We start from the raw sequence: 13,352 nt of genomic DNA on the forward strand, positions 1-13,352 counted from the left end.
GCATTATGGCTACAGCGCTTGTACTATTTGAGCATTTTTTGATATTATTTTACCACTTTAAGTAAATCAAGTTGCAGGATTTTCCTAGAAAAGTATAGCTGTATGCCTCTATAGCCCTCGTTTAAGCTTTTCTCCGAATTTTAATGAAAATATCAGCTAAGCGTGAGAGCTAAACATGTAGTGTTTTTTTAACTATATTGTCCTCTATAACCAAATATGATATGTCTAAAAATGTAATCAGGGAAATCACCCCTTTGACGCCGAACGACTGTTTTACCATTTTTTCCAGAACTAAGCAAGAATTTGATTTCCCGCTGCACAACCATGAGGACATGGAGCTCAACTTAGTGCTCAATGCGGCCGGGGCGAAACGGATTGTGGGTGATCACATAGCAGAAATAGAGCAGCAGGAACTCGTGCTGGTAGGCTCCAATTTATCGCACGGCTGGTTTACTCATAATTGCGTAAGTGAGGACATTAGAGAGGTCACTATTCAGTTCCATAAGGACTTATTGGATGAAAAGTTTTTAAAGCGCAATCAGCTGTCTTTCATTCGTAATATGTTTGAGCAAAGTAAGCGTGGAGTGCTTTTTTCTAAGGAAACCATTGAACGCATTTCTCCGCGTCTTTTGGCTTTGAGTAAGAAAAGTGGCTTTGATTCGATATTAGAGCTACTATCGATATTGCATGATCTCTCGATATCCAGGGATACCAAACTGCTTTCGGATTCCAGTTTTACTAAGGAAGATTATAATTATAATAGCAGACGGATTGAAAAGGTATTTGAGTATATGAATAATAACTTCAACAGGCTTATCACCCTGTCTGAAGTAGCAAAGATAGCCAACATGCCAGAAGCATCCTTCAGCCGGTTTATTAAAAAACGCACCGGTTATAATTTTATTGATTCGCTGAACGAAATCAGACTGGGGCATGTCAGCAGAATGCTTATTGACACGACCCAGTCTGTTGCTGAAATTGCCTTTATTTGCGGCTTTAATAATATGGCCAACTTTAACCGGACCTTCAAAAATAAAAAAGGCTGCACGCCAAAAGAGTTCCGAGAAAACTATGTAGGCAAGCGCGTATTTATTTAAGTTAAAAGATTTTTTGCATGAAACTATGTAGCTGCTCGCGCCAGAATCTCCATTCATGTCCGCCTGAACTATCGTGAAATTCATGGTTGATTCCCTTCGTTTTTAGATCATAATCTAACGCCAGGTGTCCCTGGTATCTTGGGTCCTCTTTTCCGCAGGCGAGGTAAAGCAGGCTAATTTCTTTGTTCAGTTTAGCTGGATTAGCAAAAGCTCCAGGTACCCGTTCATTGATATCAAATTTAGCATCACTTAACAAACCGGCACTAAATTCGCCAATGTAGCTGAATTTATCAGGGTTTTTGAGCCCAATCAAGTAAGCCTGCCCGCCGCCCATAGAAAGCCCTGCGATGGCTCTGGATTTTCTATCCGCTATGACACGGTAATTTTTTTCTACATATGGAATGACGTCCTTTAAAAGTTCCTGTTCCAACTGCTCGACTCCTTCTTTGCTGCTCCCTCCTGCCCAGCTGCCGTCTGTGAGTCCGTTGGTCATCACAATAAGCATCGGTTTTGCTTTATTTTCAGCGATAAGGTTTTCTAAAATTACATCCGCTTTCCCCGCGCTCTGCGTCCAGCTGTTTTCATTGTCTCCCCCACCGTGGCGCAGGTATAAAACAGGGAAAATTTGCTTTGGACTAGTCTGGTATTCTGCAGGCAGAAAAATGCACATCCCTCTAGGTTTACCTAAAGCCGAAGACTGATATTTAATGGATTGCAAAATTCCATGTGGGACGTTTTGATGCTCATCAAACCTTGCCCTATCACCAGGCACTTCCACGATACTCCCGTAAAGCTCAGTACCGGATTTTACAACTGGGTTTTTAGGATCGAGCGTCTGAATTCCATCTACAGAAAACACATAGGAATAAATCCCGGGCTTTTGCGGGCCAATCTTAATTTCCCAATTTCCTGCAGTGTCTTTTTGCATCTCTATAGGCTTAATGTCCCATTCACCAAAAAGCAGTTTAACCGATTTGGCAGATTTCGCTTTAAACCTGAAAACAATGCTTTTATCATTTTCCACTACCGGAGAATATGGCGGAGATGCCGGACCCCACCATCCCTGAACGCTGTAAGTATTAGTAGGTTTTTGCGCCAGGATTGAGCAAGAAACCAGGCTTAAAAGAAGAAAGAGAATTTTTTTCATCATATGTATATTTTACCAGCCATGCATCTCATCCAAAGAGATGATGTTTTCAGCTTTCATTAAAGCGTTTAATTGAGCAGGGGTATTATGAGAGAATACTAATTCTGACCACCCCATAAAAAAAGTCCATTTTGGCTGTTTTGCCATTATCTGGGCAGTAGGAAGCACCTGACATTCACCAATGGCTATAGGCTTTTTGCCACCAGCTTTTACCATGATATCATATTTTTGCTGGCTGAATCCTGTTTTATCATCATAAATATCCAGCGCAGCAACGTCCCAGTAACCATCACCGGGATTATAATCCACTGCATCTTTTTCCAGGGTTTTAAAATCCTGTATGTCCCATACCCAAATCAGGTTATCTAGCTTTTTGGTTTTGCTTAAGTAATCGTGGGTCAGCTGATAGAGTTTTCTGGTACCCGCCGCACCAGGCCTGCCGCCCCACCAGAAAACGCCCTGGTTCATTTCATGCAAAGGTCTGAACAGCACTTCCACATTTTTTTCTTTGAGTTGGCTTAAATATAAAGCGATCTCATCCATCATTGACTTCCACCTGGTATTTATCAAAGTTCCATCGGTCAAAAGCTCCTTCCACTGCTGATCACTTAATTTACTCAAGACCCCTTGCTTATCCCAGCCGCATGGCTGCTCCAGCGCAGGATTACATGCGTGCCACATGATATTGATAAGACTTCCTTTCCTCCACTGCTCCGCAGCTTCATTTATCATCGTTTGTCTGTTTTGAATATTTTCAGACTGGAATAGAAAATCCCCGCTCCAAAGCCCAGGATATTTCCCGGTCGTGTTGAATACTTCCTGCGTCCATTTTTTTGGTTCTGCATTTGGCTCCCGATTATGTATACCAGAAATGGTATATCTTCCCAATACCGAGTAAAGGTAATTCAGTGATTTAAACCGGGTGGGAACTTTAGTCGTTTTTACGTCTTTCTTCCCTTGCTGCGGAGCAAGATTTTGCGCGAAAGCGGAATGGCTAAAGCTAAAAAGCATTATTAAAATTAAACCGTATCGGCTATTTTTCATCTTTAAGGTTTCTTTAAAATGTAAACAAAATCTGTATTAGGGGCAAGCGCTAAGCTATTGATGTCCAGGCTATCACCTTTTGCCGCAAATTTCAGATCTGCATCAAAACGCTGCGTTTCACAGTTATATCTAGTAAGCTTGTAATTTGACAAGGTAACAGGTAAGCTAATATCAGTTTTCTGGATTTCAGCTTTAGGGTTATACAGGTAGATAAAAATATCAGCCCCGCATTTTACGCTAAATACTTCAATAGCCGTGTTAGAACTCTTGACCCTCAGGCTATCAAAACTGCCTTTTCCAGACTGCATCATTTCGTCCTGGATGCGGCGAACATTGGCAATATATTTATCTGTGCCACGGTTATCAAAATACTCCCACCACCAGGAAAGCGGCAAGATGGGGGTCGGCGAGAAAAGGCCATACCACAATCCACGTTTAAAATCTGAATCCATGCCCTCAGCGAAATCATCGAAGTTTTTAGACCAGTCATACTCATAGCCATATTCGCCAATCACATATGGTTTACCATAGGTTTTGGTATAGCTTACAATGGTGGTAGGCAGGGCGCGGTTATTTTTGTAGATGTGTTTTTGGTTAAAATCTATGGCATCAATAGAATTAAGTCCCTTTAAATCCCGGTGAGAAATGCTTGTGGTCACCAGGTGTTTAAAGGGGTCTATTTTTTTGACGTAGTCCGCCATTTCCTGGTGCCATTGCACGATATGTTCAGCTGGGATTGGATTGTTTTTATCCCTGAACTGAACATTGTCTATTTCGTTAAAAAACTCCCATGCTCCTATCGCGCTGCTGTAACCCCAGCGCGCAATAATGAACCTCAGGCGGTTTCGGTATTCCTCCTTAGCCTTCGCGTCTATAAAAAAATTGGCAGAAGAAACCCCATAACGCCCGTTTTTACCATCATGAGATCCCGGACCTAAAGTGAGCATAATGTACAGGCCCAGTGAATCAGATAAATTAACCATTCGGTCCATTTTTTCTATTGCGCTTGGATTAAAGTAGGCCGGGGAATTGCTGTATCGCCTGTTATTTATTCCACTTTTCCAGTCTAATGGCAAATTCCACGAACAAATCCAGGTTCGAAAATAATTTCCGCCATGTTTAGCCAGCGAAGGGAGCATGTACTCATAGTTATACTTCGGATTTTCATGAAGGGCTTTAAAATATTTTGAATCATCATCATCTCTTGATTCCCAGCAAATATTTTCTCCGATGCCCCTGAAAGCATCTCCATTATCGAACCTGAATGTCCAGTCATTGCCCTTATGCAAAATGCCTTTAAGCCTAGATGCTGACACTTTAAATGAAGAGGGTTTGCTTAAAGCAACCTCTTTGCTGTTTTTCCGCAGTGCGAACCTGTACTTATAGCTTCCACTTTCCTGGGCACTGAAGCGCGCCTTCCAAAGCGAGCGCTTTCCAGTTTGCCCGGATTCATAGTAACATGGCAGGTTAATTTTTTTACCAGTAGGAGAAGTAAGCTGCATGTCAAGGGCTAAATCTTCCTGAAAATATGGATTATCAAAATCTGCCTGCAATTCGATGGTCCATTCTGCTTTTTGATAGGTTTTCACAACCGGATTAATCTGGGTTGTTTTTATAATAGGATTTTGCGCCTGCACAGAGAAACTCATCAAAATAACAAAGGCAAAACAAAAAGAGATATTTTTTTTCATAGGTTTCATTCGGGAATTTCCCCGGAAATTGGATTTGGTTAGCATTAGTGTTAGATTCAAATCTACAAGAGTGGATGTATTAAGCGTTAATAGTATTTTAACAAAATCCTGTACTCAAATTTTCTTCACATAAATGATACAACAAAAAGGATTATCTTCCAAAAGTTATCCTGCCAAGCTTTATAATGCCTTTATACGGACTTTGTCTGCGCCGCATAATAAAATACAAATCATGCCTGCCTTTGATGGGAGAGTTGACTGGACTGAGGATATCGGCATATTTATCAAACGAGCCGGTTGAATTGTAGCTAATTTTTGAGATTAAGGGTCCTGCACGCGAATCCCGCCTAACCTCGATTTCTCCATCCATGGTGGAGGCATAGTTAAATGTGAAATTTTTAATGCCATTTAGGTCCGTCTGTTTTAATAAAATATAAGCCTTATTATCTCCTTCAGATAGGCTATTTCGGAAGCGCTCAAAACCCTTGTGGGCGTCCGCCAGCGCGGGGTTAATAACCGGGCTTCTTAAGAAAAATTCTTCGGTACTGGAAAGCGGCCCAATAGGCTTTCTTCCGCCATCGGTATAGCTTACTTGAAACAGGTATCCACCTTCAGGCTCATCTTTAATTGAATTTAACTTCAGTGTGCCGGTTTTGGCAAGCGCGATGCGCTGGGCGGTTTTCTCCAGCGGCATGGAGAAAATATAGTTTACGATTTCTTTTGCATCGCTGGTGGAAAGTTGCGGATGGGCGCTCATCACGCTTGTTTGCCCCCAGCTTCCCCCACCCCCTTTGATAATTTTTTCCGCAAGTTTTTCTATTGTGCCGTTTTGGGAACTGTAGCGCGCTGCGATATCAAAGTAACTTGGTCCTATGGCCTTAGCATTCGCCAGATGGCAGGATTTACAGTCGCTGGCCGCCATTAGCGCTTTACCTGAATAACTGGCCTGCTGTGATTGATTTTTTTGACCAGCCGAAAGGTATGTGTAAAAAGCCTTCAAGCGCTTAGGTACAATTTTTAGATCTTCCTTATCACTGGCCTGGACCGCATAAGTAAAGGGTTTATCAGTCCAGAAAAATGATTTATTCTCAGCGCTAGAAATAGAGACCACTGGCGGGGTATTACCGACTTTTATGATTAAAGTGTCTTTTGCGCTGGCGCCGCTTTTATCACGTACCGTTAAAATCGACTTATAAGTTCCCGGCTTTTTATAGGTATATACAGGGTTAATTTTATTGGACGCAAAAACCTTGCCCTCGAATTGCCACTGGTAGCTGAGCTGCTCATCGTCATCTAAATCATAGCTTTTTTGCCCACGAAAGTTTACCAGTAGTGGCGCTTTACCTGCAATGCTCCGATGGGAAGGGAAATTTTTTCGCTCTGAAGTTAAAAATACTGTTTTGTCCAACCGCTGGTGTTCTTTTTCATTTATAATTTCTGCTTTGGCAACAGGTGCTCGGTTTCCGGTGTTATATTCAATTTTCACAAGGGAAGCATCCGCATTGGCCGCTCCATATACAGAGCCATATTCGAGCATGTAGAGTATACCATCGCTGGAAAAAGCCATATCAATGGGCCTTTTGAAATTTCCATTGGCCGCCATGAAAGGCTCATTTCGCACATAGTTTTCTTTTTCATCAAAACTCAAGGCGAATACCCAGTTCCGCATCCAGTCGGCAATAAAAAATTTGCCATCATAATACTCCGGAAAGCGGTTTACAGCGCCAGTTTGCTTATAGCTATAGAAAGTTCCGCCTATGATGCATCTGCCTCCAAGCCCAAGTTCAGGAAATTCCTTGGAAGCAAGGTAAGGATACCAGATCATCGCAGGCCTGGCCGGCGGCAGCTGGCTTAACCCGGTATTGTTTGGCGAATGGTTCACTGGTTTTTCAGGATAAAATTTGCCTCCGGCGGTCTTTTTTGCAAAGTCCCAATGCGCATAGGCCTGATTATCGCCAGCAAAATAGGGCCATCCGTAGTTGCCCGCGGACTTAGCCTGGTTCACCTCATCAAAGCCCATTGGACCCCGCTCGCTTTCCTGCCCCGCATCCGGGCCAATGTCGCCCCAATAAAGGGTCGAGGATTTTGGATTCAGAGCAATCCGGTAGGGGTTCCTGGTTCCCATCACGTAAATTTCAGGCTTTGTTTTTGGTGTCCCTGGCTTGAATAAATTACCTTGTGGAATGCTATAGGTTCCATCAGCCTCGGGATGTATGCGCAAAATTTTTCCCTTGAAATCATTGGTATTCCCGGCGCTGCGTTGAGCATCGCCGCTAAAATTAACTTCACCCGGGCGCTCATCCAGCGGAGCGTAACCTTCGGAAGAAAAAGGGCTGCTGCTATCACCCGTTGAAAGGTATAAATTTCCCTCCTTATCGAAGGCGAGCGAGCCGCCATGGTGGGAGCCGCTGTTTTTTTCAACCGGAACACGCAGTAGTATTTTTTCACTCGATAAGTCCAAGACACTCATTTTTGATAAGCTAAACCTGGATAGGTTAAAATAAAGTGGTTCCTGGCTCTGACCTGCTGGCGCATAATAAAGATAGATAAAGTTATTTTTATCAAAGTCAGGATCGAGCGTTATGCCAATGAGCCCGGTACCCCCGATATTGGTGGTCGCTAATTTTTCAACCAGGGTGTTTTTATGTTTTCTGGTATCATAGAGATACAGGTTACCAAAAAGTTCAGTGTAGAATATCCGGCCATCTTCGCTCACAGCGAGTTCCATCGGGGAATTTAGGTTGGTAGACAGGATAGTCTTGGTAAAGCGGTTTTGCTCCGGGATTGGTTTGGCATAGGCTTTAGCATAGTCTAACTTTGCCCCATTTCCAAGCGCATACTCAATGCCGCCGGCAAGCTGAGCTAAAAATAAAGGTTCTGAATAACTTTCTTCGGTATGCCCCAAACCGGTGTAAAAAGCACGTCCGCCATCATATTCATGATACCAGATGATAGGGTGTCCGGTGCCATTTGTTCCTCCATCGTAACTATCCTCATCCAGGCTCGCCAGGACCTTGATGCCGGGATAGAAAGACCTGTAGTTATACCACTCATCGCTTCTTGTCCAGCTTTCCGGCAAGTTGCTGCTTGCCGGATGGCTTTTATCGCTGACCCGGATTGAAGCTTCACGCACATTTGGATTATGCGGATGGGAATCAAAGTAAGCGCCGATGAGTTGTCCATACCAGCTCCAATCGTATTCGGTATCAGCCGCGGAGTGGATGCCTACATAGCCTCCGCCGGCCTGAATGTAGCGTTCGAAGGCCGTTTGCTGTTCTGAGTTAAGCACATTGCCAGTTGTAGAGTTAAAAATTACAGCGTTGTAAGCAGAGAGCTTTTGCTCATTAAAATAAGCTGCGTTCGTCGTAGTATCTACGCTATATCCTTTTTGGTTCGCTATCTTTTTTATTGCAGCGATTGCTGAAGCAATCGAGCTGTGGTGCCAGCCAGCAGTTTTAGAAAAAATAAGCAAGGCTGGTTTTGACTTTGGCGCCTGAAAGGCCTCAACAAAAAAAAGGAGCAGGCTTATTAGAAGCGTAAAATATTTTATTTGTAGTGAATTGTTCATCATTGAAGTTTTATCGTACCAACTGGATTAATCCCGCAAGGCATACTGTATACCAGCGAGCAGGTGTTTTAAAAATAAAGGGTCTTTATAATGTTCCGGGAAATGGCCAAGCGCAGTATAAAAACTCCTTCCCCCTTCAAAGTCATGGTACCAGGCGATAGGATGATGGGGGCCATTTTCGCCTCCCTTATAGCTTTTTTCATCTACGCTGAGCAATACGTGCAGCCCCCGTTGCAAGTCCCGAAAGTTATACCACTCATCTCTTCTGGAGAAGGAAGGCGGAAAAAATTTAGTAGCGGGATGGTTGCTATCCTCTAGGTGAAGGGTTGCAGTTTGAGGCTCGGGGTGACCGGTGAATACCCCGCCAACAAGCTTTCCATACCAACTCCAGTTTTTCTCTATCGTGGAAGCCGCGTGAATACCGACTAATCCTTTGCCCGAACGAATAAATTTCTGGATTGCTGCTTTTCCTGCGCTGTCGATAATATTTCCAGAGGGGCTTAAAAAGATTATAGCAGCGTATTGCTTTAGATTTTTCTCGTTTAGTGCGCAGGAATCTGTAGTCTGATCTACAGAAAAATGGTTTAACAGGCCAAGTTTTTTTATCGCTTTGATACCTGCATCAATTGATTCATGGTGGTAACGCGCTGTTTTTGAAAAGATCAATACTCTTTTCTGGGCGCTGGCTAATAAACTCAGGCTAATGCAAAGGAGTAAAGTAAATATATTTTTCATATCTGTATTTAAAGTTGTTTAGTATAAAAAATGTTTTCCGATAAAATCCTGGCCTCATCTTCATGGATTGTAATGTGCCGGTCTTCAGCTTAAATGCGCTTTATAAGCCATTTGAAAGTATTACCCAGCGCATGTGCACAAGTCTCCACTGCGCTGAGGTTTATAGATAAACTGGCTGACTTTAAAAAATTCTGGTTGGTTTTCATTTGGTCTTTTTAGTTACCGATGAAGTATTTCTTAGTAGCATAAATAAGGGCTGACTTTCAGCAGTTTTATCCGAGCTGTAATATTTGTTCCCAATTAAAAGGTCTATTTTACCATCCCCGTTAAAATCTCCACTATCCATCGTTAGTCCTTTTTGAAAAGGGACGTTTTTAGCTAAAGTAAATCCCTTAAAGGATAGATTGCCTTGATTTTGGAGATAGATGAACGCTTCCCAAGGGCTCGATGCGGCAGGAAATGCGCTGATAGAAGCTATATCCAAGTCCCCGTCTAAATCGAAATCGTGGGCAATAGCTTTATAGCAGCCGTTCATTGGATAAAAAAATGATTTTCTAAACTTCCCTTTTTCATCACCGAAAAAAATATAAATGCCATGGTAGGGTTTTAGTACCGGAGAGAGGTCTGCGTTATCCCCGCAGGTATACAAAAGGTCTTTAAAGCCGTCCTGGTTAAAATCAACGAGTTCAAAACTGCTCGATCCATAAACCGGGGGGAAGCTTAATACTTTTTCAGTATCGAATTTACCGTTGCCAAGATTTCTAAACAGAAAAATCCCTTCATCGCCTTGCGCAAATAAAGCATAAATGTCCGCTTTATTATCACCATTCACGTCGGTTATCATAAAATCTATTATGCCAGGCATCGGCCTCAAAATGTGCTTTTTGTAAGTACCATTCTTACTCGCCTGCGCCCATGAGAGCTGACCAGTGAGTCTTCCAAACTCACCTATTAAAATATCTTTTAACCCGTCGCCATTTAAGTCCGCTTTGAGACTTTTAACTGGCCTTGAAAGTGAAGAAAATATCGGTTTCCTGCCTGAAAGCTGATGAAGTGCAGCAGGGCTGAGCTCGTAAACGCGCCCGCCACTGCTTTGGCTAGCCATATAATTTTCCCCAATGAAAGTGGCAAGATTAGGCCTGGCAGATAAATCCATATCCACTAAGGTTCCTGGCAGCTTTGAAGATTTCAAAGTATCTAGCCGGGCATTGATTTGGTACAACTGGTTTGATATGCCGTTTTGGATAAGCAGACAATGGTTGGATTCCGGACTAATTTTCACGTAAGTTGCTAAAGCAAGATTACTATAGAAAATATCTTGCTTTGGCAAGAGTACTTCAAAAGATGGAAGGCCAAACGTAATTTCCTCTCTTTCCTCTTCAGCAAATCTTTCCGGGGCGGAATCAATATAATACCCTTTGATAGCCTGCCACTCCTTTATGGATAATAGCGGTGTGGAGGGAATGAGATTCCCTCCCTCTGCCTTTAGCGAAACGCTTGGGGTTTCCACTCCTAAAAACATGCCCATTGCGGGAAGTACCGCAGCTCGCCAGCTGTTTTTCGGCAGCAGGGCAGGCTCGGGAAATTGATGGCAGGAGCTGCAGTATCTTTTAGCCAGCAACTCACCACGCTGCTCATCTGCTGTACTAAAATTTAAGTTTTGTTTCGGAGTTTTAAGGTTTGATTTACCAAGGATATAAAAAACCATCGCGCTAAAAAGCGCAATGGTGATAATCATTATATTTATTTTGTTTTTACTCAATTTTTAGGGATGTAAGCGAGTCTTTTATCAAAGTTTCAACGCATTCACGTCGATAATTACGATAACCTTGTTGTTCACTGCACTTAATGAAAATTTACTTGGCGAGGAAATCGCTACCGCAAGCGCTACTTTTTTTCCGGTATAGCCCGATTTAAGCTGCGCGGCATCAATACTCAGCAAAAAGGTGCCTGCGCTCTGCCCCTCAGGCACGGAAATACTTCCAGGAAGCCTGTAGAGTCCGTCCGGGAGGAGTACTGTATTAGTTAGCAGGTTTGATGCTATCAAAGTGTTGATGGTATCTGCCCTGGTGCTGATATTTACCGAGTAGCCCTCATCAGTGGTCTTTCCACTTCTAGCCACACCGAGTATCACCTTGAGCTGGTTAGTCTTTGTATCCAAAGTGTAGTTCCTAGAAGCAGAATCCAGGCCCTTTGGCACCAGGTAATTAAGGTTTGAACTTAAACCCTGGGGGATATAAATTTTAGCATCACCATAATCTAAGTCCTGATCGTTTTTTTCGCAGGATATCAAAAGCGCCACGGCGCACAGCGCAAGCACAATGGCGGAATTATAAAATATTTTTTTCATTGCTTTTAGAGTTAATAACCTGGGTTTTGGGTAATTGATCCGTTTGAGCGCACAACTTCCGCTCTTGGAAATGGCAAGTAATACATCGCCGGAGCCCTGAAGGTCCGTGTAGCAACATCAACAATGGTATAATTGAAGCTGCCATTTGCATTTTTACTTACATTAACCCCCTTGATAGGCTGATTTAATAATGTGGCGGCATCGTTCCATCGAAGCAGATCCCAGTAGCGGTGATCTTCAAAGGCCAGCTCAATTCTGCGTTCATGTTTGATTGCTGCGCGGAAAGCATCTTTTCCGCCTGTCGAAACTGCTGGCATCGCCACTCCTACCCTTGAACGCACCATATTGAGTGCTGTTCTGGAGGTCATCGCTGATGGCGCATCAGGTGCTGTGCCATCCGGACCGTAAGCCTCATTCATCGCCTCGGCGTAATTAAGCAACACCTCAGCGTAACGAATGGCTACCCACTGATGTTGGGCGGTGGCATTGTTTACTAAATCCAGATTTGGCGCCAGGAATTTTTTTAAATAATAGCCTGTGCGAGAAGTATTGGTTTTAGCCATATCATCACCAGCACCCGGGGACTGATCAATGGTACGACCGTTCCAACTACTGCCGTTTAATACCACCGTTTCTGAAAGTCTTGGGTCGCGGTTCGCATAAATGTTGGCAGCATCGGCGCTGCCTTTGAGTTCATACTCGGCCACAAGATTATGCGATGGGGTCACCCCACTTGCGCCACCAGTAGTTGTAATGGGATAATTGGCTCGCTCCAAATCATTAGATGCAGGCCTGCGAATAGCAAGAATAGTTTCGGCGCTGTTAAGTGAATTATTTCCCTGAAAATAATTCCCATAACCACCGGTATGAAGCGCGTAACCAAATGCAGGGGTACTGATAATTTCCCTAGCGGCGGCCGCTGCCCTGGCCCATTTGGCGGGATCATTCGATGGGTTATGTAAAGGACTTGCCGCGTATAGAAGTACACGTGCTTTTATCGCCAGCGCTGAGCCTTTAGAGAAACGTCCGTCCTGGTCTGAAAAACCGTTAGTTTTCCAGCTCACAACCAAAGAGTCTTTGTAGGTGTCGATTTCCGAAACAATATAATCAACCACCTGATCATAACTGGACTTTGCCACTGCTAAGTCTCCACCAGCCTGCTGCAGCGTTTTGGTAACAATAGGTACCCCGCCATAGCGTTTAATAAGTTCAGAATAATAATAGGCCCTTGCCACATGCGCCTCACCACGGTAAGCACTGATGAATAGTTTATCGCGGTTATAATTCGTCACGTCCGTCAGGGTATCGCGATTCTGGCTGATCATTGCTTTCCAGTTTTTAGAATAATCCAAAAAGAAATTCGCCGCGCGGATGCCTTCATAGCAGGCATAATACTTGTTAGCCTCTGTCGAAGGATTAGCCTCACTCAAAGTCGCCTGATTAAAAGGAATTACCCCTTGCGCGAAGGTTAGGGTTTGCTGGGCATCATCGCTGGCAGCTTCAAAAAAGCTATTGTCTAAAGTAGTAAATCCTATAGCAAAACTAATCGGTGCATAAAATGCATTCGCAAAGCCGGTCAGTGAGCTTCTGGTGGTCTGAATGGTTTCAGGCGTTGGAAGTGTATCCATCCTGGTATCCAAAAAATCTTTTTTACAGGCACTGATTAGCAGCAGGCCAGCGAAAAAGAGGGTCAAATATGGTGCTCTGATTTTCATCATTT

At 43.4% G+C, this 13,352-nt stretch carries 9 protein-coding genes; 1 reads left to right on the forward strand and 8 read right to left on the reverse strand.

Features of this window, described 5'->3' with window-relative positions:
- Nucleotides 1–221 precede the first annotated feature (221 nt).
- Nucleotides 222–1,097: an AraC family transcriptional regulator gene (locus tag ACIQXP_RS18635; RefSeq protein WP_131538313.1), complete on the forward strand. Its 876-nt coding sequence runs from the start codon at nt 222–224 to the stop codon at nt 1,095–1,097.
- Nucleotide 1,098: 1 nt separating this feature from the next.
- On the opposite strand, the gene ACIQXP_RS18640 is transcribed toward ACIQXP_RS18635, so the two are convergent.
- From ACIQXP_RS18640 to ACIQXP_RS18675, 8 genes are all read right to left on the reverse strand, one after another.
- Nucleotides 1,099–2,247 (reverse strand): esterase, encoded by a 1,149-nt coding sequence (locus ACIQXP_RS18640; protein WP_131538312.1) that lies wholly within the window; start codon nt 2,245–2,247, stop codon nt 1,099–1,101.
- A 9-nt stretch (nt 2,248–2,256) separates the two neighbouring features.
- Entirely contained in the window at nt 2,257–3,288 is a 1,032-nt protein-coding gene (locus ACIQXP_RS18645; RefSeq protein WP_211660314.1) for a glycoside hydrolase family 26 protein, read from the reverse strand.
- A gap of 2 nt (nt 3,289–3,290) precedes the next feature.
- Nucleotides 3,291–4,979, reverse strand: coding sequence for a DUF5060 domain-containing protein (locus ACIQXP_RS18650; protein WP_165585832.1), 1,689 nt, complete (start codon nt 4,977–4,979; stop codon nt 3,291–3,293).
- A gap of 151 nt (nt 4,980–5,130) precedes the next feature.
- Entirely contained in the window at nt 5,131–8,550 is a 3,420-nt protein-coding gene (locus ACIQXP_RS18655; protein WP_131538310.1) for a ThuA domain-containing protein, read from the reverse strand.
- A gap of 24 nt (nt 8,551–8,574) precedes the next feature.
- A complete protein-coding gene (locus ACIQXP_RS18660; protein ID WP_131538309.1) occupies nt 8,575–9,282 on the reverse strand; it encodes a ThuA domain-containing protein in 708 nt (235 codons plus the stop codon).
- 202 nt (nt 9,283–9,484) lie between these two features.
- Nucleotides 9,485–11,020 carry an FG-GAP repeat domain-containing protein gene (locus tag ACIQXP_RS18665; RefSeq protein ID WP_131538308.1) on the reverse strand — a complete coding sequence of 512 codons (1,536 nt, stop codon included), beginning with the start codon at nt 11,018–11,020 and terminating at the stop codon, nt 9,485–9,487.
- Nucleotides 11,021–11,071: 51 nt separating this feature from the next.
- The gene (locus tag ACIQXP_RS18670; RefSeq protein ID WP_131538307.1) at nt 11,072–11,632 is read right to left on the reverse strand and encodes a DUF1735 domain-containing protein; all 561 of its coding nucleotides are present in this window, start codon (nt 11,630–11,632) and stop codon (nt 11,072–11,074) included.
- Between the two features lie 11 nt (nt 11,633–11,643).
- Nucleotides 11,644–13,350 (reverse strand): RagB/SusD family nutrient uptake outer membrane protein, encoded by a 1,707-nt coding sequence (locus tag ACIQXP_RS18675; RefSeq protein WP_246029427.1) that lies wholly within the window; start codon nt 13,348–13,350, stop codon nt 11,644–11,646.
- Nucleotides 13,351–13,352: the final 2 nt, after the last annotated feature.

The sequence above is a fragment of the Pedobacter suwonensis genome (assembly GCF_044762335.1).
Classification (GTDB): Bacteria; Bacteroidota; Bacteroidia; order Sphingobacteriales; family Sphingobacteriaceae; genus Pedobacter.

Excerpts from the sequence above, each read along its gene's own strand:
- ACIQXP_RS18635 (WP_131538313.1), top strand. The coding sequence starts at position 222 with ATGTCTAAAAATGTAATCAGGGAAATCACCCCTTTGACGCCGAACGAC.
- ACIQXP_RS18640 (WP_131538312.1), bottom strand. The coding sequence starts at position 2,247 with ATGATGAAAAAAATTCTCTTTCTTCTTTTAAGCCTGGTTTCTTGCTCA.
- ACIQXP_RS18645 (WP_211660314.1), bottom strand. The coding sequence starts at position 3,288 with ATGAAAAATAGCCGATACGGTTTAATTTTAATAATGCTTTTTAGCTTT.
- ACIQXP_RS18650 (WP_165585832.1), bottom strand. The coding sequence starts at position 4,979 with ATGAAAAAAAATATCTCTTTTTGTTTTGCCTTTGTTATTTTGATGAGT.
- ACIQXP_RS18655 (WP_131538310.1), bottom strand. The coding sequence starts at position 8,550 with ATGATGAACAATTCACTACAAATAAAATATTTTACGCTTCTAATAAGC.
- ACIQXP_RS18660 (WP_131538309.1), bottom strand. The coding sequence starts at position 9,282 with ATGAAAAATATATTTACTTTACTCCTTTGCATTAGCCTGAGTTTATTA.
- ACIQXP_RS18665 (WP_131538308.1), bottom strand. The coding sequence starts at position 11,020 with ATGATTATCACCATTGCGCTTTTTAGCGCGATGGTTTTTTATATCCTT.
- ACIQXP_RS18670 (WP_131538307.1), bottom strand. The coding sequence starts at position 11,632 with ATGAAAAAAATATTTTATAATTCCGCCATTGTGCTTGCGCTGTGCGCC.
- ACIQXP_RS18675 (WP_246029427.1), bottom strand. The coding sequence starts at position 13,350 with ATGATGAAAATCAGAGCACCATATTTGACCCTCTTTTTCGCTGGCCTG.